Origin of the sequence: Streptomyces stoeckheimensis (assembly GCF_045822005.1) — a bacterium.
Taxonomy (GTDB): Bacteria; Actinomycetota; Actinomycetes; order Streptomycetales; family Streptomycetaceae; genus Streptomyces; species Streptomyces stoeckheimensis.
On the sequence record NZ_CP169550.1, the window covers coordinates 1 to 24538 of the forward strand.

At 66.6% G+C, this 24538-nt stretch carries 16 protein-coding genes and 3 pseudogenes; 5 read left to right on the plus strand and 14 right to left on the minus strand.

Annotated features, from left to right (window positions below):
* Nucleotides 1-439, minus strand: a pseudogene (locus ACE1OC_RS00005) (hypothetical protein); the annotation flags it as partial.
* Between the two features lie 743 nt (nucleotides 440-1182).
* Here ACE1OC_RS00005 and ACE1OC_RS00010 point away from each other — a divergent pair.
* Entirely contained in the window at nucleotides 1183-1551 is a 369-nt protein-coding gene (locus ACE1OC_RS00010; RefSeq protein WP_407835145.1) for an HNH endonuclease, read from the plus strand.
* 4 nt (nucleotides 1552-1555) lie between these two features.
* On the opposite strand, the gene ACE1OC_RS00015 is transcribed toward ACE1OC_RS00010, so the two are convergent.
* From ACE1OC_RS00015 to ACE1OC_RS00025, 3 genes are read right to left on the minus strand one after another with little or no spacing between them, the layout of a single operon-like run.
* On the minus strand, nucleotides 1556-1984 hold the full coding sequence (locus ACE1OC_RS00015) for a hypothetical protein (RefSeq protein ID WP_407835146.1): 429 nt from the start codon (nucleotides 1982-1984) through the stop codon (nucleotides 1556-1558).
* Nucleotides 1981-2331: a hypothetical protein gene (locus tag ACE1OC_RS00020; RefSeq protein WP_407835147.1), complete on the minus strand. Its 351-nt coding sequence runs from the start codon at nucleotides 2329-2331 to the stop codon at nucleotides 1981-1983. The genes ACE1OC_RS00015 and ACE1OC_RS00020 overlap by 4 nt, the downstream gene beginning before the upstream one ends.
* A gap of 43 nt (nucleotides 2332-2374) precedes the next feature.
* A complete protein-coding gene (locus ACE1OC_RS00025) occupies nucleotides 2375-2725 on the minus strand; it encodes a hypothetical protein (RefSeq protein WP_407835148.1) in 351 nt (116 codons plus the stop codon).
* Nucleotides 2726-3038: 313 nt separating this feature from the next.
* On the opposite strand from ACE1OC_RS00025, the gene ACE1OC_RS00030 reads away from it, so the two are divergent.
* Nucleotides 3039-3743 (plus strand): hypothetical protein, encoded by a 705-nt coding sequence (locus ACE1OC_RS00030; RefSeq protein ID WP_407835149.1) that lies wholly within the window; start codon nucleotides 3039-3041, stop codon nucleotides 3741-3743.
* Here the strand turns inward: ACE1OC_RS00030 and ACE1OC_RS00035 are convergent.
* From ACE1OC_RS00035 to ACE1OC_RS00050, 4 genes and pseudogenes are all read right to left on the minus strand, one after another.
* Nucleotides 3738-4672: pseudogene (locus tag ACE1OC_RS00035) on the minus strand (IS5 family transposase). The gene ACE1OC_RS00030 and the pseudogene ACE1OC_RS00035 sit on opposite strands and share 6 nt — an antisense overlap.
* A 277-nt stretch (nucleotides 4673-4949) precedes the next feature.
* A complete protein-coding gene (locus ACE1OC_RS00040; protein ID WP_407835150.1) occupies nucleotides 4950-5165 on the minus strand; it encodes a hypothetical protein in 216 nt (71 codons plus the stop codon).
* Nucleotides 5166-5327: 162 nt separating this feature from the next.
* Nucleotides 5328-5714: a hypothetical protein gene (locus ACE1OC_RS00045; protein ID WP_407835151.1), complete on the minus strand. Its 387-nt coding sequence runs from the start codon at nucleotides 5712-5714 to the stop codon at nucleotides 5328-5330.
* Between the two features lie 140 nt (nucleotides 5715-5854).
* Nucleotides 5855-9943 carry a LamG-like jellyroll fold domain-containing protein gene (locus ACE1OC_RS00050; RefSeq protein WP_407835152.1) on the minus strand — a complete coding sequence of 1363 codons (4089 nt, stop codon included), beginning with the start codon at nucleotides 9941-9943 and terminating at the stop codon, nucleotides 5855-5857.
* Nucleotides 9944-10417: 474 nt separating this feature from the next.
* Here ACE1OC_RS00050 and ACE1OC_RS00055 point away from each other — a divergent pair, with 474 nt between their 5' ends.
* Entirely contained in the window at nucleotides 10418-16816 is a 6399-nt protein-coding gene (locus ACE1OC_RS00055; protein WP_407835153.1) for an RHS repeat domain-containing protein, read from the plus strand.
* A 44-nt stretch (nucleotides 16817-16860) separates the two neighbouring features.
* The gene (locus ACE1OC_RS00060) at nucleotides 16861-17151 is read left to right on the plus strand and encodes a hypothetical protein (protein ID WP_407835154.1); all 291 of its coding nucleotides are present in this window, start codon (nucleotides 16861-16863) and stop codon (nucleotides 17149-17151) included.
* A 436-nt stretch (nucleotides 17152-17587) separates the two neighbouring features.
* Here ACE1OC_RS00060 and ACE1OC_RS00065 read toward each other — a convergent pair.
* Together ACE1OC_RS00065 and ACE1OC_RS00070 are read right to left on the minus strand one after the other, a co-directional pair.
* Nucleotides 17588-18840 (minus strand): IS3 family transposase gene (locus ACE1OC_RS00065; RefSeq protein ID WP_407835155.1). Its coding sequence is split into 2 segments (ribosomal slippage): nucleotides 17588-18561 and nucleotides 18561-18840, totalling 1254 coding nucleotides; the frame shifts between segments, so codons are not numbered across the junction.
* A 50-nt stretch (nucleotides 18841-18890) separates the two neighbouring features.
* Nucleotides 18891-19225, minus strand: a pseudogene (locus ACE1OC_RS00070) (IS5 family transposase); the annotation flags it as partial.
* A gap of 782 nt (nucleotides 19226-20007) precedes the next feature.
* Between ACE1OC_RS00070 and ACE1OC_RS00075 the strand changes: the two are divergent.
* A complete protein-coding gene (locus tag ACE1OC_RS00075) occupies nucleotides 20008-22224 on the plus strand; it encodes a S8 family serine peptidase (protein WP_407835156.1) in 2217 nt (738 codons plus the stop codon).
* On the opposite strand, the gene ACE1OC_RS00080 is transcribed toward ACE1OC_RS00075, so the two are convergent.
* From ACE1OC_RS00080 to ACE1OC_RS00095, 4 genes are all read right to left on the minus strand, one after another.
* Nucleotides 22217-22522 (minus strand): hypothetical protein, encoded by a 306-nt coding sequence (locus ACE1OC_RS00080; RefSeq protein WP_407835157.1) that lies wholly within the window; start codon nucleotides 22520-22522, stop codon nucleotides 22217-22219. The two genes, ACE1OC_RS00075 and ACE1OC_RS00080, sit on opposite strands and share 8 nt — an antisense overlap.
* On the minus strand, nucleotides 22464-22691 hold the full coding sequence (locus tag ACE1OC_RS00085) for a hypothetical protein (protein ID WP_407835158.1): 228 nt from the start codon (nucleotides 22689-22691) through the stop codon (nucleotides 22464-22466). The genes ACE1OC_RS00080 and ACE1OC_RS00085 overlap by 59 nt, the downstream gene beginning before the upstream one ends.
* Nucleotides 22692-22784: 93 nt before the next feature.
* Entirely contained in the window at nucleotides 22785-23249 is a 465-nt protein-coding gene (locus ACE1OC_RS00090; protein ID WP_407835159.1) for a terpene synthase family protein, read from the minus strand.
* Nucleotides 23168-23893, minus strand: coding sequence for a terpene synthase family protein (locus tag ACE1OC_RS00095; RefSeq protein ID WP_407835160.1), 726 nt, complete (start codon nucleotides 23891-23893; stop codon nucleotides 23168-23170). The genes ACE1OC_RS00090 and ACE1OC_RS00095 overlap by 82 nt, the downstream gene beginning before the upstream one ends.
* Nucleotides 23894-24538 lie beyond the last annotated feature (645 nt).

Genomic DNA, 24538 nt, shown 5'->3' on the forward strand with positions numbered 1-24538 from the left:
GCACCGTCCCACCACACTCACGAACGCCCGAGAGAACGACCACCACAAGGTGGGCCTCACGTTGCTCATGGGCGACGCGGTCGCGGACGACGTCGGCGTAGGACTGGGAGCTGAAGCCGCGGACGAGCACCGGGATGCCCGCGAACTCGAGCCAGCCGGTCAGCTGCTGGCGGAGGGTGTCCTTCTCCGCGGCGACGTACAGGGCGTGCTCCTGGCCCGCTGTGCGGTCGAGGCGGAACCAGTCGGAGATCTCCCGAACGAAGGCGTCCGCGTCCGGCCAGGCCGGCAGGACGTGGACTTCGCGGACGGTGTCGATCAGGTCGGGGAAGCGGGCCTTCCCGCCGGGCCTGGGCCAGCTGCGAGGACAGCCGCCGGTACATCGGCGGCGTGTGCGGCAGCACGCCCTCGGCTGCGAGCCGGTACATAACCTGTTCTCCACCGTTTCGATGTCTCACGAGACACGGAAACGAGTGCGCTCTCCATGACGGTTCCGCCTCGCCAGTCTTGGTTGTCAGACCCGGCTGAGACAGTCTTCACGATGCCGTGCGCTGATCATCCTGACTGTGAGGTGAGGGAAGCGCGCTGAGGCCCGGTCAGGAGTGGGACGTGGAGCGCAAGTGTGTGGACTGCCAGAAGACCTTCCGCGGCAACGGACTGCGCTGCAATGCGTGCAACGCCCGGGACCGACTGTGCGTGCTCTGCAATCACCCCTTCCATGGCCGAGAGGCAAAGTGTCCAGACTGTCGATCCATCGAACGGAATTGCACTCAATGTGGGAATTCATTCAAGGGTGACAAAAGCCGATGCTGGCGCTGTAAATCCAAGAAGCGCAAGTGTTCAAATTGTGACAACGAAGCCTATGGAAGTTCCTTGCTCTGCAACCCTTGCAAGGCAACCACCAAAAAATGCATAAGCTGTGACCGAGAGTTTCGTAGCCGCGGACGAAAATGTGGCAGCTGTCAGAGAGTCGTCCGAAGCTGCACGGACTGCGGAAAAAGGATCACAGGTACCAATACTCAATGTGCACCCTGTCGTGCCGTAGATCGGATCTGCTATGGCTGCGATCGCCTATTTCATGGCGTAACGAATCGATGCAAGCCATGTCGGGCGACCAAGCGAACTTGCAAGGATTGCTCCAGACCATTTAGAGGCCATGACAATCGGTGCCCCAGCTGCTGGCGCATGCTCATCCCCGAAGCGGTTCGCTCTGCCATGGCCCGGGCCAGCACCAACCTGAGGCGTGCTCGAAAGAAGGGCGCGACTGTCGCCGATCCGGTATCAGCTGATGTATATAGACTGGTGCTCGCGTCAGGCCCATGTGTTTATTGTGGCGAGCCGCCCGAGCACGTCGATCACATTCGCCCGCTTTCACGGGATGGATGGGAGCACGAGTCGAATTTGGTTCCAGCCTGCGAACATTGCAATCTGAGCAAGCGCGAGAAGCTGTTGTCCGAGTGGACGCCGGACAAGGTCCACCACGGTGTGATGAATTCAGTCAAGGTGGCGATCGAATACGCCCGACAGACAGGTGCGGAGTTGGTGATGAAGTAACCCGTCATTCACCCCGGGGGGCGTTGAGTGAGACCACGGACCCTTTGCGTGAGCCAATATGTTCGTGGAGCGCTGCATTGTCGTGGTGCAGGGCCGCAATGACCGTTGCGGCCGCGTCGACCTTGGCCTGGAGCTCGGTGCGTTGGCGCTTGAGCCCTTTCACCTCGGCTCGCAGGCCCTGGAGTTCGTCATCACGGCGGGCCTCGCCCTGGGTGCGGGATCCGGTTTCTTTCGTCCGCTGGTCCCATTCGGCCAGGACGGCCCGGGCCCGGTTCATCGTGGCCCGGCTGACGCCAGCCTCCTTGTAGAGGTTCTCCTTGGTCAGTCGGCCGTCCGTGCGACGCGGACGGCCGGCCAAAAGCCGGTCCATGGCCTCGCGCAGGGTCTTGGCGGTCGCCGCCGGGACGCCTTTGGTCGGGTCGATGGTGGTCACAGCTCGTCCGCCTTTCGGATCACATCCTGGACATCGTTAAGTTGCCGACCCAACTGTTCGCGGCGGCAGGGTGGCAGCTTGGGCGTGTCCAGGAGCTTGAGGAGGCTGTGCTCCTCCGATCGCCAGAGCTGCAGGTGGTCGGGGGTGATGACGCTGTTGTGGCAGCGGCTGGGCTGGCAGCGGTCGATCAGCGGGCCGCGGTGTCCGGGTGGGGCGGTCGCCTGCTCCAGGCAACGAGCGCCGGCGGGGTTGTTCTCGTCGAAGGTGCAGTGGTGGAGCTTGCCGAACCGCAGCGAGATCCGGGTCTTGCGCAGGAAGGTGTACTCGGTGCGCTTGTCGCCGCCCACCGCGGTGCGGGTGCAGTGCCCGGCGGCGGCCTTCTTGACCGCGTCAAAGGCAGTGGTGAAACGTCTCGACGGCCGGCTCGTCCAGCACGACCGGACCCTCCAGTGCCCGGTCCAGCCAGGTCTGCTGGGCGGTGGTGACGGTGTTCCCCGACAGCACCCGCAGCGTCGTGCCATGGGCGTAGTGGCCCAGGAACGTCTCCGCGGTGTGGTCGTCGGCGATGTCGGTGACCACCCCGCGGAACGCGACGGCCTTCTCGACCTTCACGGACTTGCGCAGGCGCCGGATGTCGAGCCTTCCGGCGACCTGCACGTTCGCCCGCTTGGCCCAAGCCGCCAGGCAGCCGTTGCTGTCGGTCGACTCGAAAGGCGCGAAGGCCAGCTCACCGCTTCCCACCCTCATGGTGCGTGGCAGCACCCGAGCGCAGGTGAACAGGAAGGCGGGCTGATGGCGCTCTTTGAAAATAGATCCGCATCAGCGTCGCCCTCCGGGTGGACTAGGCCATGTCTCTCCGATCATCTGACTTGTTGTCCCTGCGCGACTCGACAGGATCTTCGTGCCCGTCAGATCGCTGCAACCAGATGTGGTGGGTAGTAGCCCTGTACCACTGGGCGCGCTCCGGCAGAATCTGGATGCCGCACCGGCTGCCCAACTGGTAGCGTCGGGATCTTCACCGGTCCGCCGGATGGAGTACCCGGACAGGATCCCCATGACCGACCCCCACCGTCGACTCAGGAACGCACTCGACGCACTGGACGTCGCCTTCGCGCCCCTCACATCGGATGCAATCACCGTTGGCGGCTGCACCCACTGCTACGCCGACAGCGACCTCGCGACCCTCGAAGGGCCCGTCGACCAGGTGCCGGATGACCTGATCTCCTCCATCGCGGCCAAGTCGGTCGGCCACTGGGATGACTTCCCCGCGCTGCATCGCCGAATGACGCCCCGGATCGTACGGCTCCTGGCAACCGACCAGCTCCACGTCGATCACGGGCTGATCGCCTCCCGGCTGGTCACCGCAGGTTGGCACGACTGGCCCGTCCCTCAGCGGGACGCGCTGGAGCAGGTCTGGCACGCCTGGTGGCGCTCGACTCTGCACGAACACCCCGGCCCCGCGTACATCATGGGGGTGTTGGAGACCATCTCCGTCAGCACCCGCACCCTGACACCATGGCTGACGATCTGGGCCGACACCCGGACGGAGGCGGCAGACCGGCACCTGGACGACGCCCTCGACGACTGGCTCTTCGAGACGCGACTCACCACCCTGCGGCTGGGCTTCTACGACGAGCTGGATGCCACTGTCGAACTGGTGCCCTGGCTACTCTCCCTGGGCGCTGCCCGGATCGGGGCCACCCGGTTCTTCGAGGTGGAACGGATTTCACTCGGCCAGGCCATGCCCCACCATTCATGAGCGGAGCCAGATGATAATGGCCGCGAAGGTCACAGTGCCAAGAAAAACGTGGCCGCGCTTGTCGTAGCGCGTGGCCACGGCCCGGAAACCCTTGAGCCTGTTGATCGCTCGCTCGACGACGTTGCGCTTCTTGTACCGCTCCTTGTCGAAGCCGGGAGGCCGACCGCCGCGGGAGCCACGTGTCACGCGGTTGGCCGCCTGGTCCGCCTTCTCCGGAATGACGTGACGGATACCGCGTCTACGCAGGTAGGCCCGCGTGCGTCGATTGCTGTAGGCCTTATCCGCGCTCACGCTGTCGGGGCGTGTGCGGGGCCGCCCGGCGCCGGTCCGGGGGACACGGATCTTCTCCATGACCGGCTCGAACTGGGTACAGTCCGCCCGCTGTCCGGGTGTGACCAGCAGAGACAGTGGGCGACACCTGCCGTCGACACTCAGATGGACCTTGGTGGTGAAGCCGCCGCGCGAGCGGCCCAGTCCCTCACCTGCCGCACCACCTCCGCCAGGTGGGCGGCCAGCCCCGCCCACACCGGCTCGATCTGATGTCCCATCTCCACCGCCCCCTTTGAGGACACGGCAGGCGGCAGGGCCTTGCGCGCGCCGGCTGCGTGTTGGTGGGCGCGCATCACCGTGGAGTCGACCGAGACGTCCCAGTCGATCGCGCCCTCGGCATCCGCAGCAACCTGGACTTGCTGCAGCAGCCGCTCCCAGGTCCCGTCGGCCGACCACGGCAGGAGCCGCTTGTGGACGGTCTTCCACGGGCCGAACCGCTCCGGCAGGTCGCGCCACTGCACGCCCGTCCGAACTCGGTGCAGGACACCGTTGATCACCTGTCGATGGTCCCGCCACCTGCCGCAACGTCCATTGCTCACGGGCAGGAGGGCCTCCAGCCTGGCCCATTCCGCGTCCGTCAGATCACCGCGACCAGTCACACCAAGCTAACGATCCGATGATCGGAGAGACATGACCTAGTGCCACGCGCACTTCGCGGGTCAGGCTGTCGGCCCGAGAGGCCAGGTCCGGGTCGGTGACCAAGACGGGGTGCCGTAGCTGCCCTTGTCACCCCACAGGCAGACGGCTCGCGGGCCACTGCCGTCGGTGAGCTCTATTCATTCCAGCCAGCCGCTGGCCAGCCCGGCCGCCGGTTTCAAGGACCGCACCAAGTCGGCCCAGCCGGGGGCGGCCGGCGAGCAGGCGCACCGCGAGGGTTCACACTGCGGGGCGTTCTACCGGCTGCCAGTCCTCCACCGGCTTCGTACGGAACAGGCCCCGGTACACCAGGCGGGTCAGCACCACGGCGCCCTCCCCGTACTCGTCGAGCTCGTCGAAGGCCTCGGTCGCCGAGTCGTACACGAACTTCTTGCCCTTCGCGTTCTGGATGACCCACTCCCGATCAGCCGCAGCACCAATCCCACCGGTCTGCATAGCTCCCCCATCTGCATCTGCAAGATCTCAACGAACGCGCGATCGTAACCCTGCCGTCCCGCCAGCTATACCCCTGCCCCTGGGCTAGCCCTCAGAGCCAGAGGCGGCGGGGCTCGAAGCCACCGCTTGCAGCAGCGGCCTGAGAATCCACGCCACGGCGGTTTACTCGGCCATCTCCTCCGGAGAACGACGGGTGATCTTCATACCCGCTTCGGTCTCCACCAGAATCACTGCACCGATCCAGTCGCCATCTGGGTACTCCCAGTTGGCCGCGTCCTCCAGGACGGCCGGGAGCTCGTCACGAGGCACCAGCTCTCCGGGCTGGAAGCCCTGCTCCCCTGACGGGGACGTCCACGGCGCGACTCGACGAACCTCGATCCATCCGCGATCGATAAGACTGAGCAAGATCCCTGCCAGCTCCCTCACGGGCCGGGCCCGATCGACATCGTCGAAATCTCCCCAGACGCCAGCCAGGATGTCAATCTCAAACGAATTGACCATGAACGCTTCCTCGGACTTGGTCAAGGCCTGCCACTCACGCTCGCTCATTCACCGATCATCGCAGGACACCCCAGTGATCATTTCGGGTCCAAGGACCCGCGTGGGCTGCCGTATGCACGGGCCCATAAGGCCGCTGGCCCATCTCCCCGAGGGAGGCGGGCCAGCGGTTGATGGGTCAGTGGGTGGGGCTAGCCGATGGCTCCGAGGGGTGAAGCGAGGCCGGAGGCGTGCCAGCGTTGTGCGTTGGATCCGTTGCAGTCGGAGAGTTCGAGTTGGGTTCCGTTGACGGTGCGGGCGTAGGGCAGGTCGAGGCAGCGGCCGGATTTCGGGTTGTAGAAGCCGCTGGTGGCGGTGGGGAGCCACTGCTGGCTGCCGGCGCCGGTGGTGCAGGTGTTGAGCTGGATGAGGGTGCGGTTCGCGGTTCCGCCATCCGCGGCGGTCACGCACTTGCCGGCCACGCGCAGTTCGCCGTCCTCCTGGATCTGGAAGGTCTGCGAGATGCCGGGGGGCGTGTTGCAGTCGTGGATGTAGATGCGGTTGTCCTCGGCGTTGCTGCCGCGGTCGTCATCGGCGCACTTGTTGCTGTTCACCGCTGAGACGAGGGTGGTGCTGGTCGCGGTCGGGACCGTCGAGTGGTCGTAGACGGTCACGTTGCTGATCTGCCCCTTCCAGAAGGACCAGGGCTTGCTCTGGTTCTTGAATCGACCGAGGACCAGCGACCCGGCGGCCTTCCAGACGTTGGCCTTGGGGTGGTGTCCGGTCCCAGCAAGGGTGCCGTTGACGTAGAGGGCGATCAGGCCCGTGGTCTCGTCGTAGGTTGCGGTGAGCTGGGTCCACTCGTTGAGGCTGACCTTCGCGGCGTCGTTCATGACGCCGGTCTGGTCGTAGTCCCAGCCGTCATCATCCCTCTTCGACATACCGAACCGCCAGGTGCCGTCCGCGTCGTGCCAGATCATGAAGCCACTCGCGTGCAGCCCGTCCTGGCTGAGGACGACGTCCTGCCCCGCGGACTTGGCCCAGGCCGAGACGGTAAAGCTGCCCGTGGTGTCGACCGGCGAGCCGGCGGAGGTGACGGTGCCGGTGGCGCCGTCGAGGCTGACGACCTGGGTTGCCGTTCCCGCGACGGTGCCGGCGATGCGAGTGGCGCCGGTGGCGCTGAGCGTTCCGTTGTTCCGGCGGCGCATGTCGAAGACGGTCGGTCCGGTCGTTCCGTCCGCTTCCTTCTCGTCCAGCTTCCAGTGATTGGTCGAGATCCGGGCATCGCCCATGAGCTCGGAACCAGCGAAGCCGGTGACCTTGCCGTTGGTCGCCTTGCCGTTCCACGTGCGCAGGCGGTGGTTGCTGTCGAGGGCCCACAGGTCGGGGATACCGTCGGCGCTGGTGTCGCCGGAGGTACCGATCACCGGGTAGGAGCTGGCGGGGACCCCTGAGCCGATCTTCGTGCGCTTGGTGTGGTCGCCGAGGGCGGCGGGCTTTCCTGCGACGTTGGCGTACTGCCAGACCTCGCCTGTGAGGTCGTCACGGGCCCACAGGTCGGCCAGGCCGTCGCCCGTGGCATCGCCGGGGGCCATGAGGGTGAGGTTCTCCCAGCCGCTCGGGCTGAGGATGAACGTGCCCGAGTCCATCAGAGCGCCGGTTGCTGCCTTGCCTTGGAAGAGGACGAGCTGTGTGCCGCCCGCCCCGTTGCTCTCCACGGTGAGCAGGTCGTTTCGTTGTGTCGTGGTGCTCATGTCGGGCAGCACGTCGCCGACGGCGAGGATCTGCTTGACCCGGCTCCAGTTCGCTATGTACTCGGCCCCGCACGGCTTGCTGGTGGTGGCCACGGTGCAGCCCTCGCTGGGCCTCAGCACATCCACGACGCTGCCGGCGTCGAAGTAGGGACCGCCGTCCTTCTTGGTGTTGCGATAGACCTGAAGCTGTCCGCCGCGGAAGGCCCACAGATCATCAACCTGGATCCCGTTGCCCCCGCGATGCGTGGTCAGGGTGCCGTTGCCCCAGCCCGAGCCGCCAGGGCTGTCTGCCTTGATGGAGGCGATCTGGCCGCCTGATGAGGGGTCGGTGGCGGTGGGGTAGACGATGAGGTCGCCGTTGTCGGCGGGGGCGATGAAGTCGACGAGGTCGTCGTTGGTGATGTCGCCGAGGGTGGTCTTGGAGTTCGGATTGTCCGGAACGTAGAAGACGTAGGTCTGCTGCTGTGAGCGGTTGCCTGCACGGTCCACGGACTGGACACGCAGGATGTTGGTGCCCCACCACGTCGGCGTCAGCGGGATGGTGGCGGTACCGTCGGCCGCCGCGTTGATCCGGTTGGCGCCGCCGACCGGGATGTCTTCGTTGAAGGCCCACTCGTAGTAGAGGACGCCGCTGAGGGAGTCGGTGGCCTCGACCTTGAAGTTGCCCTTCTGGCCGACGTACTTGTTGGAGCCGGGAAGCGTGCCGGAGGGCGGGTACTCGGCGGAGGTGACGACCGGGATGGACGGCGGCTGGCTGTCCATGGAGAAGCGGCCGCCTTCGACCCAGGCGGAGCCCAGTTCGCCGTCCGAGCTCTGGACCTGCCACAAGTATTGGTGACCGTCGATCAGGTTGGCGGGGTAGGCGGTGACCTTGTGGTCGCCGTTGGCCTCTCCGATCATGGCGCTGTCGTAGACGGCGCCGCTGCCGTTGGTGTCGTAGACCATGAACCGGGCCGAGGTGGCCTGGCCGTCGGGGTCGCCGCTCCAGGCGCTGAGGCTCATACCGGGGTAGGAGGTAGCGCCGAGCCAGCCGCCGTTCTGCGGCGCAGGCGTCATCGCGAGGCCCCAGGGGGTCTTCGGGGCCCGGTTGTACTCGATGTAGAAGAACGGGAGCTTGGTCTTGTCGCGGGTGAACCGCTTGAAGCCGTTGTTGCTGTCGTTCTTGGACTCGTTGTCCGCGAAGAGTGCAAAGGTGAGAGTGGGGTTGTTCTTGTAGGTGGTCAGGTGGCTGGCCACGTCCCACTCGCCGCGCGTGGTGGAGTCGGGGCAGCCGGGACCGCCGGCACTGTTCATCGAGGCCGTGCCCAGAACCCCCAGGTCTACGGGCTGGTCCTGCCAGGTGATGTTCGACAGGAGCGGGCCGGTGGCGTGCAGGTCCACGTTGTAGCGGTTGCTGCAGGTGGCGTCGGCGGCGTAGGACTGGGTCGCGTTGAAGGAGGCCTTCTTGATGACCTTGTCAGCCAGGTCATTGGCATAGAGCTGAACGTAGTAGCGCTCCCGGCCCGTCTTCGTACGCCAGTGCTGGTAGCCGACCCCGGGGTCGTAGGGGTCCGCATAGTCGTTGTAGCTGGTGGTGGTGTCGTACGCCTCCTGGACCCAGGCCCAGCTCTGGGTCTCGCGCTTGATGGGGATCCACGCCGGGTCGATGTACACCGGGTAGGCCGTGTCGGGGGCGGTGAGGAAGGACGGGTCCGGTGTCAGGGCGACGGAGTCCGTGCCGAGGTCGGCCTGCAGGCGGGTGGTCTTGGCGAAGTCGCCCGGGCCGTCGCTGTCCGAGGTGGTCTTGACTGCCTCCTCGTTCCCCGTACCGGACGGTGTCTCGTCGGCGATGACCGCCTGGGAGAAGGCGATGGTGCCGGAGGACTTGGCGAGCGGGACCTGAACGGGGGCGGTGGAGTCCCACATGGTCGGGGTCGGCGCCTGGAAGACCGTACGGCCTGAGGCGTCAGCGGCCTGCAGGTTTCCGGCGGCGTCGGCGGAGACGGTGACGCCCTCGCCCTTGAGGCCTGTGGTCAGTTTGGCGAGCTTCGGGTTCTTGGCGGCCTCGGCCGTTTTGACGACGAGGATCTGTGAGATCCCGCCGCCCACATCGGCCGTGACCTTCAGGTCCGCTCCCGGGAGGACCTCGCGGTAGACGGCGCTGGATTCCTCGAGCACCGGTTCGGGCAGCGGGTCCGGCCAGCTCAGCACCAGCTGCTTGCCGTCCTGGTCCAGGGTGGCCAGCGGGGCGGTGCCGCCGCCGGACAGGGTCAGGCTGCTTGCCGAGGCCTTCGGGCGGAGGGTGCCGTCGGCCGCTTTGATCAGGGTGGCGTCCAGGTCTGCCCAGTTGCCGTCCTGCTTGGTGCGCACGGGGGCGACGCTGCGGGTGATGCCCAGAGTGCCTTCCGGGTTGGCCACCACGGTGTCGGTCTCGGTGGTGCCGGCCGGCACGGGGACGGGCTTGCCCGTGAGCTTGGCCTCCGCGAGTGCCGTGTCCTCCGCCTGCTCCCGCTCGGTCCTCGGCCGCTCGGGCGGAGTCGGCTCGCTCTGTGCGGGCGGCGTGTCCACGGTTGGTGCTGCCGTGGCGCCGGGTGCGGCACCAACGGCGGTTATCGACAGGGCCAGTGCGATCAGCCCTGACAGTGCGACCGGCCGGCTGGCCGGTCGTTTGCTTCTCTGTGTGCCCCCCACGGCAAAACTCCCAATGCGGTCGCGATGGTCAACTGGCCGCGAACGCTAACAGCCCGCCTGACCAGGCCTTTCAGAGCCCCCAGGATCTGGAACCAAGAATTCCAATCAAATATCCGACAATGCGGCGTTTGTCCGTCATCGACAGTTAGGGCATCACGTAAGCGAATGATCAAATTTAGATCACACTTTCAAACATCGCAGGTCAGACGCAGGTTGATTGTCTGGATTGATCCACGTTTCGCGAACCAGAAGGAAGCGTAGGATCCGTCGCCAATTGATCATTTGGCTGACCGTGGGGGGAATGCCGTGCAGGCGCCACCAGAACTACGCTCGAAAAGAAGGCGATCTGCGGTGAAACGCCGCATATTCGTCAGCTCCGCTGTTGTGCTTTCGCTGCTCGTGGGGGCCGGTACCGCCGGGGCCTCCGAGTGGAAGCCCAAGGACCCGACTCTCTGGTCACCCGGCCCCGTGCAGGAAACCGAATCGGTACCTGGCAAGAGCGCCCCGAAGCCGGGAGAGGAAGTTCCTGAGGAGCAGGTCGATGCCTGGGCTCCGAAGGACGTGTACTGGCCGCCGGCCACCGAAGCCGAGGTCGATCTCGGCGCCACCGCGCCCATTCCGGCAGACGGCTCGCTCTTCACCAACCCCGGCCTCGCCAAGGGTCCGGCCGCGCCAATGCCCGATCCGAGCCGTGTTGGTGACGCACCGGTATGGGTCGCCCCCGCCGCCGCAGAAGATGCGCCGCGCAGCGGCAAGGCCGATGTGGAGCTCGAGGACCGCGCGGCTGCCGAGAAGGCCGGCCTGCAGGGCATGCTGGTCTCGGTCCGCCCGGGTGAGGGGGTGACCAAGGGCGGTCCGGTCAAGGTATCCGTGGACGTCTCGCACATCTCCGGGTCCTTCAGTGCGGACTGGCTCTCGCGGGCCCAGCTCGTCGCGCTCCCCGAGTGCGCGCTGACGACGCCCGACCGTCCGGAGTGCCGTAAGCAGACTCCGCTGACCACCGCCAAGGACGGGGACCGGCCCGGTCTCCTCAGTGCGGAGGTCCCCCTCGCGGCACCCGAAGGCGCTGCTCAGACCCTGAGTGCCGACTCCGGTACCGCGGGCGGGGCCACCGTGTTCGGTGCGGTGGCGAGTCCGAACGGCCCGGCCGGCAGCTTCGCAGCCACCAGCCTTGGGTCTTCAGGTTCCTGGAGCAGCGGCTCCAACACCGGCGGGTTCTCCTGGTCCTATCCCATCGACGTACCAGAGGGCCTGGGCGGCACGAAGCCGAGCGTTGGACTGTCCTACAGCTCCCAGGCGGTCGACGGCCGTACGGCCGCGACGAACAACCAGGCGTCGTGGATCGGTGAGGGCTGGGACTACTCGCCCGGCTTCGTGGAACGCAGCTTCAAGCCGTGCTCCGAAGACGGCCACGAGAACTCCGGCGATCTCTGTCTGGCCGGCCAGAGCGTCACCGTCTCCCTGGGCGGCAAGTCCTCCGCGCTGGTCAAAGACGACACGACCGGCGAATGGCGGCTGGAGAACGACGACGCCTCGAAGGTCGAGCGCCTGACCGGTGCGGTCAACGGAGACGACAACGGCGAGTACTGGAAGGTCACCACCACCGACGGCACCCAGTACTACTTCGGTCTCGGCCACCAGCCTGAAACCACAACCGGTCCGGCCACCAACTCCGCCTGGACCGTGCCCGTCTACGGGAACAACACAGGCGAGGACTGCAACAAGTCGACATTCGAGGCGTCCTGGTGCCAGCAGGCCTGGCGCTGGAACCTCGACTTCGTCGTCGACACCCGCGGCGGCCTGATCACCCACACCTACGGCACCGAGACCAACCGCTACAAGCGCGGTATCTCGGCCGCGAACCCGACGGGCACGCTCACCCAGTACATCCGCGGCGGCAACCTCGAGAAGATCACCTACGGCTCAAAGCTCTCCGACGCGGCCACCGTCAAGCCGGCCGCGCAGGTCCTTTTCGAGACCGATGAGCGCTGCCTGCCCGAGAAGGACGTCTTCGACTGCGACGCGTCGAAGCTGACCGCGGCCAACCAGGCGAAGTGGCCGGACGTGCCCTTCGACCAGAAGTGCGAGGCGACCGGTACCTGCGAGAACTACTCGCCGACGTTCTGGACCACCAAGCGACTCACCAAGATCACCACACAGGTCCTGGACAGTGCCGGCGGATACGACAACGTCGACTCCTACGCGCTGACCCATCAGTTCCGCGACCCGAAGGACGGGACAGCCCCGTCGCTGTGGCTGGCCTCCGTCCGGCGGACGGGCTACGACGGTGCGGCGACGTTCACCCTGCCGCAGGTCGTCTTCTACGGCCTCCCGCTGAACAACCGTGTCGACTCCAGCATTGACAACCGGCCGGCGATGAACCGGCACCGCATCGTGAAGATCAAGTCCGAAACCGGGAAGATCACCGACGTCGGGTACGCCGACGCGGACTGCTCTCCCGGCGCCGGCCTTCCCACGGCCGCAGACGCCAACACCAAACGCTGCTTCCCCGTCTACTGGAACTCCGACCCCCGCAGTCCCAACAAGCCGAGCCTGGACTGGTTCCACAAGTACGTCGTCGACCGCGTCACCGAGTTGGACCCCTTCGGCGGCTCCCCTGACCAGGTGGTCACCTACGAGTACGTCGGCGGGGCTGCCTGGCACCGCGACGACGAGGAACTGACCAAAGACGAGTACCGGACCTGGAACCAGTTCCGCGGCTACGGACAGGTCATCACCCGCGCGGGCAAGGCCCCCGATGTCCTCTCCAAGACGGCCTCCTTCTACCTGCGCGGCATGGACGGCGACGTCCGGGCCAACAAGACCAAGCGGGCCGTCACCTTCACCAACATCGCCGGGACCGCGGTCAAGGACAGCAACCACCTCGCCGGGAACCTCCGCGAGCTGCAGACATTCGCCTCCGACGGCGGGGAACTCATCTCCACGGCCCAGCACGACCCGTGGATCCCGGCAGTGACCGCCACCCACAGCCGCGGTGACGACCTGCCTCCCCTCACGGCCCAGATGCAGGGCACGGCCCTGTCCCAGCAGAAGGTGCTGCTCGCCAACAGCGCCTGGCGGACCACCTCGCAGGCTGTCGACTACGACACAAACTACGGACTGCAGAGGACGGTCCTGGACAAGGCCGACGGCCTGCCCGACATCTGCACCACCACCTACTACGTCCGCAACACCACCACCCGGATCGTCGACCGCGTCTCACAGGTCCTGCGGACCCAGGCCGCCTGCGACGTGGACCCGACCGAGGCGAACACCCTCGGCGGCAGCCGCGTCCAGTACGACAACAAGCCCTTCGGTACCCTCGACGGCCCCGGAGACCCCACCAACACCAGCGTCCTGGACCGCTTCGAGTCCGGGGTCCACAAGTACATCCCCAAGTCCACCACCACGTACGACGCCTACGGCCGCATCACCAGCACCACCGACGCCGCAGGCGCCACCACCAAGACGGCGTTCACGCCGGCCGCTCCGGCCCGCCCGACGACCCTGAAGGTCACCAACGCCAAGAACTGGACGACGACCACCACCCTGCACCCCCTGCGCGGGCTCCCGGTCAAGACCGTCGACCAGAACAACCGCATCACGGAGATCGCCTACGACGAGCTGGGCCGCACCACAGCGGTGTGGCTGCCAGGCCGTGCCCGCGCCCAGAGCGCCAGCAAGGTGTTCACCTACGACCTGAACCAGTTCGGGACCAGCTCGGTCACCAGCCAGACCCTCCGGGCCGGAGAGACCTACGCCACGTCCATCAGCATCCTTGATGCGATGGGTCAGCAGATCCAGACCCAGTCGGTACCGCTGGACAATGCGTCAAACACCCGTCTGATCACGGACACCGCCTACGACAGCCGCGGCCGCGTCTCCAAGACGAGCAGCACCTACCCCAACAAAGAGTCCAATCCGGTGAAGGACCGCTTCATCGCCAAGGACGACATGGTGCCCGCCCAGAACGTCACCCAGTACGACGGCCTCGGCCGGCCGGTCGCGGGGATCTTCTACTCCAAGGCAAAGGAGCAGTGGCGTAGCACCACCGCGTATCCGGGTGCCGACCGTGTCGACACCACGCCGCCCCAGGGCGGCACCGCTACGAGCAGCATCACCGACGCCCGGGGCCGCAAGACCGAGCTGCGTCAGTACAAGGTCGGCACCCCCACGGGGGCGTTCGACACCACCCGCTACGGCTACGACACTGTCGGCCAGCTGACGCAGATCACGGACCCTGCCGGCAACGACTGGGCCTACGAGTACGACCTGCAAGGCCGTCAGACCAAGTCGGTGGACCCGGACAAGGGCACCTCCACGAGCACGTACGACGTGGCCGACCGCCTCGTATCGTCCACGGACGCCCGCGGCACCACCGTCTTCACCAACTACGACATCCTGGGCCGCCCGACCACCCGCAACCTCAACGCGGCCGACGGCACCAAGCTCGCCGAGTACGAGTACGACACCCTTGTGCCCGGCCTGGCGACCGGATCCACGAGCTGGGTTGGCGGCAAGGCCTGGATCCAGGAAGTCACCGGCTACGACATCGGCTACCGCCCCACCGGCAGCAAGCTGACCGTCCCCGCCGGTGAAGGAGCCCTCACCGGCACCTACACCACCTCCACCGCCTACAACGCGATCACCGGCCTGGAAACCAGCACCGACGTACCCGCAGCGGGCGGCCTGCCCGCCGAGGACCTGTCCACCGGCCGTAATCCCAACGGCCTTCCCGTGTCATTCGGCTCGAACACCGTCGACTACGTCAACGAAACCGACTACAACGAGCTCGGCCAGGTCCAGCGCACCACCTTCGGTGACGTTCCCAAGCAGGTCGTCGCGACCAACATTCTGGAACCGGCTACCGGCCGCCTCCTGCGCATCGAGCTCGCCAAGCAGGAAGAGGCCGCCACCTCGGTCAACTCCACCGCGTACACCTACACACCCAACGGTGACGTCACCTCCGTCACCAACATCCAGGGCGCAGCCCGCGACACCCAGTGCTTCACCTACGACTACCAAGGCCGTCTCACCGAGGCCTGGACCGACACCGGCACCACCACCACCAAGCCCGGCCCCAGCGTGCCCGGCATCGGCGGCTGCACCAACACAGCACCCAGCAACGGTGAGATCGGAGGCCCGGCGCCGTACTGGCAGTCGTTCACCTACGACGTCACCGGCAACCGCAAGACCCTGACCGACCACGACCCGGGCGGCGACGCCAACAAGACCGCCGTCACCACCAACACCTACCCGGCACCCGGCGCAGCGCGCCCGCACACCCCCATCTCCACCACCAGGAAGATGGGCGACGGCGGCCCGGTCACGACCAACCTCACCTACGACAAGACCGGAAACACCCTCACCCGCCCCGACACCGGCGACGCCCCCGACACCCTCCCCGGTGACGGCGGACCCATCCAGACGCTGACCTGGAACGCCGAAGGCAGACTCGCCACCAACACCACCAACGCGGGAACCTCCACCTACATCTACGACGCAGCCGGCAACCGCCTGGCCCGCAAGGACCCCGGCAAAACCACCCTGTACGCCGGGACGGACGAGCTCACCCGCGACACCGCCACGGACAAGGTCACCGGCACCCGCTACTACGCGACCCCCGGCGGCACCACCATCGTCCGGACCTCCGCCGGCAAGCTCTCCTACGTCGCGGCCGACCACCACAACACCGGCAGCACCTCCATCGACGCCGCAACGCTCGCCGTCCAGCGCCGCTTCACCAAGCCGTTCGGTGAAGAACGCGGCACCAAGCCGACCGCCTGGCCCGGCGAACGAGGGTTCGTCGGCGGCACCCAGGACAAGACCACCGGCCTCACCCACATCGGCGCCCGCGAATACGACCCCCAAGCCGGCCGATTCCTCTCCGTCGACCCGCTGATGGTCGTCGACGACCCCCACCAGCACAACGGCTACCAGTACGCCAACAACAGCCCCCTCACCAACTGGGACCCCACCGGCCTCGCCACCGACGACGGCACCGGACACGGCGAAAAGCCCGACGGCACACCCCCCAGCAACCCCGTCACCCCAGGCGGTAAATCCCACGATGGTAGCGGCGGCTACAGAGGCGGTGGCCCCCCGTCATTCCGCGGTAGCAACTGCGGCAACGACCCTGACTGCCGCAACGTGAGCAGCAGCACGACCCCATGGCAGCGACATTGGGGCCCGCCACCAGTCTGCAAACTCTGCCTAGCACCAACCCCGCCGCGACCTTCTCTGAAAGACCAGGCCGCTGGGTTCGTGAGCGGCTTCATCACCAGCATGCAGAGCGCGAAAATTTCCAGGTGCGTCGGGGACCCTGACCTTCCTTCCTGCCAACTGGACGACGCATTCGACAGGTGGACGAAAAGAAATGGGGTCAGCGATTACGGCCTTGAACAAGGGAAACTAGCCTTCGCAGCGGCAATCCCTGTTCCTGGTCCTAAGATTTCCACGAAACTGAGCGCAAGGCAGTTTCGGCACGTCAAGGGGCGCCCAGAGTTTGAGGGTGGCGGATATCTCCTACACCGCAACGACGGGGAAGCGGTTCTCGCCGCCTACCACGCAGGCCGCACGAAGGTCCTAGGCGCAACAAGCGAAGGGCACCTTGTAGTCCGCTACGAAGGCGTTACCGGATACAATAACAACCCCGGCGCCGGCTATCTCGATCAGCCGACACACGTATTCTTCATCAAGGGAACATCCAAACCCAGCATCGTCCCAGCAAATCCGAATTGGACTCCTTAAAATTGAACCCCCTTGAACGCGAGAACTACTTCGTAATTCAAGCCATGCAGGCCTGCATCGGGCTAATCACGGAAAATGTCCTCGCAATTGCAGTTCAGGTCGATTCCAAGACCGACGCCATCACCCTACACTTCTCACTGTCGAGCCAATCCTCAGATTTCGAAGAGGATGTCGACGACATCAAATTCAAGCTAGACCAATTCCTTCAGGGGAAGTTCCAAATCGACGTTCAAATCTACGAGGGACTTCCCGACGAAAACTGGGTCGGACGTTCCTGGAGATTGATCTATCTAAGGAACCCAAGATTGTGGGCAAGTGAGCGCCTTGAAGATTGAATAACGCACACCAAATCCCATGCGAAACGTGAGCAGGTGCACACTAAACACAATCGTCAGAATGGTGATTTGATTTCCATCACTTCCACCTTGAAGGCTGAAGTGTTGAGCCAATCTTCTCGATTCTCCTGAGAATAGAGTCCCCGTCAGGCACGTCCTGGCGGGGACTCCGCACGGGGACAGCGCTATCCGGGGTCCCGCCCGCCACAGCTGCGGCCCCAGCCCACCCAGAACGAGCACCACGGCCGGGGAGCACTACGTGCAGGACCGAGACCTCTCGGAACCCGCCCGCGACCTCCCCGCCCGTGCGCAGCAGGCCCGGAGTACGGTCCCCGCGCCTCGGAGATCCGCTACCTCTACCTGATCGACCGTCAGCGCAACCAGGTCGTGTTCTCGGTGCAGCTGTGGGTGAACCGTTCCGGGTTCGGTAGAGACTCTAGATCTGGGTTGTGACCTGGGGTTTTGTGGTTGCGAGGTGGTAGGCGGTCTCGTATTCGACGGGTGGGACGTGGCCTATCTCACCGTGGAGTCGGCGGTGGCAGTACCAGTCGACCCACTCGGCGGTGGCGAGCTCGACCTGGGAGTGCGTCTTCCAGGGGCGGCCGGGTTTGATCAGTTCGGTCTTGAACAGGCCGATCGTGGACTCCATCAGGGCGTTGTCGTAGGCGTCTCCGACCGAGCCGATCGAGGCCGCGATGCCGGAGGCGTCGAGGTGTTCGGCGAGCCGGAAACTCGTGTATTGCGACCCGGCGTCCGAGTGGTGTATCAACTCGCCACGCTGGTAGGGGAATCCGTCGCGGTCGCGCTGCCACAGGGCCATCTCCAGGGCGTCCAGGACGAGCCTGGTCTCCTTCGTGGTGGCGGCCGACCACCCGACGATCCGGCGGGAGAAGGTATCCACGACGAACGCGACATAGATGACCCCGGACCAGGTCTTCACGTGCGTGAAGTCGGCGACCCAGCAGCGGTTCGGCGCGCTCGCGACGAAGTTCCGGTCCACCAGGTCCGGGGCCCGCTCGACAGATCCGTCCGGAATCGTGGTGATCACCTTCTTGCCGCGGACGGCGCCGGCGATGCCGTTCTCGCGCATGAGGCGCTCGACGGTGCAACGGGCCACGATGTGGCCTTGCCGGTTCAGCTCGCGCCAGATCTTCCGGGCTCCGTATACGCGGTAGTTGTCCTTGAAGACCTGGTGGATCAGGGGCTTGAGTTCCTCGTCGCGCACGGTCCGCGCGGATGGTTCGGTGAGGCGTTTGTGGTGGGCGTAATAGGTAGAGGGGGCGATCTTGCAGTCGTGCTCGGTGAGCGTCCTGCAGATCGGCTCGACGCCGCCAAAGCGGTCCCGGTGCTCGTCGATGAACGCTACGAGCGAAGATGTGGCCGGTCGAGCTCGGCCGCGAAGAAACTCGCCGCCGCCTTCAGGATGTCGTTCGCCCGCTTCAGCTCAGCGATCTCCTTCTTCATCGCCTTGACCTGCGCGGATTCCTCGCTGGTCACGCCGGGACGGGCGCCGGAGTCGACCTGGTCCTGACGGACCCACTTGCGCAGCGTCTCGGTCGAGCCGATGCCGAGTTTCTCGGCCACGGCCTTGATCGCGGCCGACTCGTTCGGGTAGTCGCCGCGGACCTCGGCGACCATACGGACCGCTCGTTTGCGCAGCTCAGCGGGATAGGAGGAAGGACGTGCCATGACTCGATCCTTTCATGCAATCGAGTCTCTACCGAACCCGGAACGGTTCATCCAGCCGCGTGCTGATGAGCCCGGCAGGAGGTGGAGTCCACGCTCACCATGCTCCAGTCGATCCGACCCTCAGCGTCCGCGTCCGCCTGGTCTGCCGTGGCAGGATCTTCTCCCACGTGCCGTCCGCTGACCATCTGCGGTGACGGTCGTGAACTGTCTTCCACTTCCCAAAACGGGACGGCAGATCCCGCCACGGCAGACCAGCCCGCTGCCGAAAGAGGACCCCGTTGATCACCCTGCGGTGACACTGCCACCGCCCACCCCGACCAACACTCCTCGGCAAATGAGGTTCCAGCCGAGCCCATTCCTCATCCGAAAGATCACCCCGCCCCACGTTGACCGCAACGATCCACCGGAGGCGGAGTCACGCGACCCATCGGACACCACCTAGTCCCCGGTTGGCCACGGCGTGTGCGCTGACGGCGCGAAGCCACGTGTACAGGGCCTGACCGGGGCCGTCGGGTCCGTCGAGAAGATCGCCGGCCTTCGCGCAGAGAACCTCCACCCGGTCCTTGAAGACCGCTTCCAGGAGTGCCTGGCGGCGCTACGGGGCAGTGGGAACAACTCGCCCTGCACCTGCCTGTCTAGCGGGCCGCCACCCATCACCCGACCGACCGAAATGGTGACCCGTCCGGCCGCCCTCTGTCCTGTGCAGGACATGTCGCGTTGAGGACACCCGAGAACCCTGGTCCATCCCCTTCACCTGCGGCAACCTTGATCACGTCAGCAGGAAACGCCGCACAACTCCGGGGGAATCCAGTCATGTTCAGCCGCCTCGAGGCCGCCACGTCCGTCACCGTCACGGCCACGCACACCACCGGTGCGAACGGCAGACGCCTGGCGACCGACAGCTGATCACCGGGCAACGATCCGGCGGGAAGAGGGTCCGCGAGTCCGGCCGGTGTTCGCAGCGGCCCGGCCGGAAGCACCTTCCCGTACCACGGATCGCTTCGCTTGCTTTCCCCCGCCGCCCCCCGCGGCCACGGCCCCTGCTCGCCTCCGGCGCGGTCCGCCCCCGAGGACGCACCCCCGGCCCCTCGCCTTCGCCCGCGGTTCCGCCCGCGCGCCCAAAAGCTACCCCCTCATCCTGTCCCTTTTCCTTCCATGGAGTCACGCGTGAAGAGATCCAAGCGGGTCGTGCTCGCCGCCTCGGCAGTAGCCGCCGTTCTCACTGCGATACCGGTCGGTCTCAACCCCTTGTCCGGTGCCGGTCCGGCGTTCGCCGCTGAGAACGGGGCGATCGACGCGCCGCTGTTCGACGAGACCCAGGACGGCGGCACCGTCCGCGTCAACGTGCTTCTCGACGCCCAGTCGGAACTCTCCTCCGCCTCCGAAGCGGGCGAGGTCCTCGTCTCCTACGAGACCCTGCCGATGGTCACGCTGCGCGTGGACCGGGCGGGCCTGGACTCGCTGAGCACGATGCCGGGTGTCGTCAGCGTCACCGAGGACATCCCGGTGGCGCCGACGCTGAACGAGTCCACCGCCATGATCGGCAGCGACGCGGCCGTCGCCGCCGGGAAGGACGGCGCGGGCAGCGCGATCGCGATCCTCGACACCGGTGTCGCCACCAACCACCCGTTCCTCGCCGGCCGGGTCAAGGCCGAGGCGTGCTTCTCGGTCACCGACGAGGCGTACGGTGCCACCAGCCTGTGCCCCGACGGCATGACCGAGCAGGAAGGCCCCGGCAGCGCCGACGCCGACAGCGGCCCCTGCACCACCGTCGGCGCCGGCTGCTCCCACGGCACCCACGTCGCCGGCATCGCCGCGGGCAACGGAGCCGGCGTGGCCGGAGCCCCCGCACGCGGTGTCGCGCCCGGCGCGGACATCATCGCCATGCAGATCTTCTCCAAGATCACCTCCGAAACCCGGTGCGGCACGACCCCCAGCCCCTGCGTCCTGAGCTTCCCCAGCGCGCAGATCAAGGCCCTGGAGAAGGTCTCGGCCCTCAAGATGGCCGGCACCAACGTCATCGCGGCCAACATGTCCCTGGGCGGCGGCTTCTGGACGGCGGCGTGCAACACGGACGCCCGTAAGCCGATCATCGACACCCTCTTCGCCCAGGGCGTCGCCACCGTCGTCGCGGCCGGCAACATGGGCTGGACGAACGCCGTCAACTCCCCGGGCTGTGTGCCCTCGGCCCTGACCGTCGGCTCCACGACGGACGACGACCAGCTCTCCACCTTCAGCAACCGCGGCCCGCTCCTGGACATCCTCGCGCCGGGCACCGCCATCACCTCCTCCGTCCCCGGCGGCGGCTTCGCCGCGAAGAACGGCACCTCGATGGCCGCGCCGCACGTGGCCGGCGCCCTCGCGATCCTGCGCCAGGCCCACCCCGGCAAGACCCTCGCCGAGCTGGAGGCGCTCCTCAAGGAGAGCGGCACGCCCATCACCTACAACGGCGCGGTCACCCCTCGCCTCAAGGTCGAGATCTCGTCGACGCCGGAGCCGACCCCGACCCCGACCCCGACTCCGACTCCGACTCCGACTCCGACTCCGACTCCGACGCCGACCCCGACCCCGACCCCGACTCCGACCCCGACTCCGACGCCGGCCGCCACCCCCGGCGACATGTCCGGAGACAAGAAGCCGGACCTCGTCGCGGTCGACAGCGCCGGCAAGCTGCTCCTGTACCCCGGCATGGGCACGGGCGCCCTCGGAGCGCACACCGTCATCGGCACCGGCGGCTGGACGGGAGCGTCCGTGACGCACCGCGGCGACTGGACCGGTGACGCCAAGGAGGACATCGTCGCCCGCGTCGGCTCCGAGCTGCGCGTCTACCCCAACCGCGGCGACGGCACGCTCGGCGCGCCGATCAAGATCGGCACCGGCCTGCCCACCACCGCCCAGGTCGTCGGCGCCGGCGATGTCACGAAGGACGGCCACCCGGACCTCGTCGTCCAGCACTCCAACAAGCTGTACCTGTACGCGGGCAAGTCGGGCTCCGCGCCGTCCGTCGCCGCCCCCATCACCATCGGCACCACCGGATGGGACGTCATGGACCTCACCGCGCCGGGCGACGCCGACAACGACGGCCGCGTCGACCTGCTCGCCCGCAACAGCACGGACGGCATCCTGTACCACTACCTCGGCCAGCCCGACGGGAAGACCTTCAGCGACTACACCGAGTACGGCCGCGGGTACACCACTGCCTTCCGGCCCCTGATCGCCGGCGGCGCCGACGCCGACGGCAACGGCACCGCCGACATGTGGGCGACCGCAGGCGACGGGACCCTGAAGTTCTACAAGGGCGGCAGCTCGATCCACGGCCCGGTCGACGGCCCGAGCATCCAGGTCGGCACCGGCGGCTGGGGCTCCATCAAGTCCATCAGCTGACCCGGCCCCTTACGCCCGACCTCAGCGCGGGGCCCTCCACCGAACCAGGTGGAGGGCCCCGCGCTCGTACAAGGCCGATGGCCTCCTCGGCGACCTGGGCGATGTCGCGGTAGGGCCGCGGATAGGCCGCGCCGATACCGAAGCCGGAGGCCACGATGTCGGCGAAGGCGGCTGCGATGCGGATCTCTCCGTTGGGGTTGGGGTGGGTACCGTCCCACGTGTGCTTCTCGGCCACGAACTCAGCGGCCGTCTCCGCGACGTACAGCGGGGACTGCTCGGTGGAGAGCTCCTTCACCACAGTGCGCAGCCGGTTCGTTGGCCCCGGCCACCTTCAGCGCGAACTCCGCTTCCTGGACGGTGCGGGTGGTCTCCATGTCGGTGCCGAAGGCTGCGGCGAGGTTCGGGTTGCTGCGGCGGGCGTTGGCGATGAACTCACGCAGGTTCACCTCGAACTTCGGCGGGTCCACGTCGTACCAGACCAGGTCGTTGATACCGAGGAGGACCAGCAGGTAATCGGGCTCGTGCTCGGCGACCTTGGCGCGAGGAGGAGGCCATTGCCTTCAGTCTCCCCACTCCCCGGCCCGGCTTTTCAGGGAGTGCTGGTCCGGTCGGTGGCCTCCGCACGTCTGCGCGGTTGGGTGAAGGACATCGGCAGTGCTCCAGGACGGACGGATGCCGCTCGTCTGCGCCTGGGGCACGTATTCACGGGCGTTGACGTAGCGGGCGGTATCGATGTGGTAGTCGAAGTTGCCGCGCAGGAGGTGTCTGTAGCCCTCCAGTACGTCGAGGGCCGCTTCAGTGATTTCCGGAGTAGCGGCGCTGGTGGCTTTTAGTTGCGCGGGAAGTGCCTCGCAGGCGGCCTGGAACTGGGTGACGAGTCCGGTCAGCACACGGTTGACGATGTCCACGGCCTCCCGCGTCGAGCAGGAGCGGTCCGCCCGGATTACTTGGACCACGTTGTGGAGGTAGCCGACGGCCTCCTCCTTCTCGTTCGAGAAGACATCGTTGTAGAGCGCCCGACCCATTCGATCGCGCGCTCTCGTGCCTGTGTCATGGCGGGCAGGTCTCGGACTTCGGATGGCAGCTCGATGTCTCTGACGTGTTCAGCCATGAGGAAGAAGATCCGTTCTCCCACACCGTCCCGGCGATGTGGGGCATAGGCGTTGAACTGCATGATCCGTCCCTCTCGGCTGGCCTGTGCCTCGATCGGGTACGTGCCCAGCCACGCCGTGTTGGCCTCGGCCAATGCCAGCCGCCACTGCTGCGAACGCCCGAGGCACAGAGCATCAAGGACTTCACGCAAGGCGCGACCCGCGATGCTCTGCGGGCGCTCGTCGTCGCGGGCTACACCGATCAGCTCGGCGCTGAAAGCCGAAACGCAATCTTCATCGCCGGCGCTGATCGAGTCGTCGAACAGGTCGTCGACGATGAACGCCCAGGCCATGAACCGATTGATGACCTTCAAATGCTCGACATCCGCCCGGGGGTAGTACAGGGCGGTCGTGTACTGCGGCCGGGTGCGCACGAGTTGTTCACGCAGTGACTCGTTCGCGATGAGGCCATGCCGCTCGAGCCAAGCCCACATGTCCTGCTCGATGTCGGCCATCGCGGCCGAGGCCCCGTACTCCGGCAGAGGCATGACGAAATCTGGCAGCTCAAGGGACGTCATGAGGGTTCCTCTCGGGTGTGGCAGGCATCTGCGGGTTGCGGGTACGGGCACGGGCACGGCGAAAGGCTGATGCGCCTCGGCAGTGCTGATGGTCTCGACGTCGTGCGCGCTCATGCACGGACTCGGTGAGTAGGTGGAGCCGGACGGGCCACCCTCCTGCCACGGCCGGGCAAAACGTTCCTGCCGCCCCGTATCGACGACCAGCGCATCCGGGGGCGCCGATGACCGGGGCAGGGCGAGATGCCGATTCCATTACCCTCAGCCCGGTCCCAGACACTCACCCGCCGCGCACACCCCTCCGTCAGAAACTCCCGAATCCCGGCGGCCGGCTCGGTACGGATCCGATACCAGTACAGACATCGCCGGGGCAGGTGACCGACGCCGGGGTTTTCTCCGCCTGTACCGCCTTCGCGGTCACCATTTCCGTATCCGCTGATCCACCATGCCCGGACTTCCGGACTTCGGCCGAAAACAGCTCATCATCCGTACAGCCCTCGACATCCCCCTCCGGTGCCCCAGCACTCCCCTCCGAAGGGGCGCACGGAATCGCCACGAGGCAGTGCACACGACAAAGGCATACTCCGCACTCCGGCCCGCGTCCCGGCGCACTCAGTGCGCCCACTGATGCACCCCCAGCCCCAACAC

Excerpts from the sequence above, each read along its gene's own strand:
- ACE1OC_RS00095 (WP_407835160.1), bottom strand. The coding sequence starts at position 23,893 with ATGACGTCCCTTGAGCTGCCAGATTTCGTCATGCCTCTGCCGGAGTAC.
- ACE1OC_RS00040 (WP_407835150.1), bottom strand. The coding sequence starts at position 5,165 with ATGCAGACCGGTGGGATTGGTGCTGCGGCTGATCGGGAGTGGGTCATC.
- ACE1OC_RS00010 (WP_407835145.1), top strand. The coding sequence starts at position 1,183 with ATGCTCATCCCCGAAGCGGTTCGCTCTGCCATGGCCCGGGCCAGCACC.
- ACE1OC_RS00090 (WP_407835159.1), bottom strand. The coding sequence starts at position 23,249 with ATGGGTCGGGCGCTCTACAACGATGTCTTCTCGAACGAGAAGGAGGAG.
- ACE1OC_RS00030 (WP_407835149.1), top strand. The coding sequence starts at position 3,039 with ATGACCGACCCCCACCGTCGACTCAGGAACGCACTCGACGCACTGGAC.
- ACE1OC_RS00060 (WP_407835154.1), top strand. The coding sequence starts at position 16,861 with ATGCAGGCCTGCATCGGGCTAATCACGGAAAATGTCCTCGCAATTGCA.
- ACE1OC_RS00045 (WP_407835151.1), bottom strand. The coding sequence starts at position 5,714 with ATGAGCGAGCGTGAGTGGCAGGCCTTGACCAAGTCCGAGGAAGCGTTC.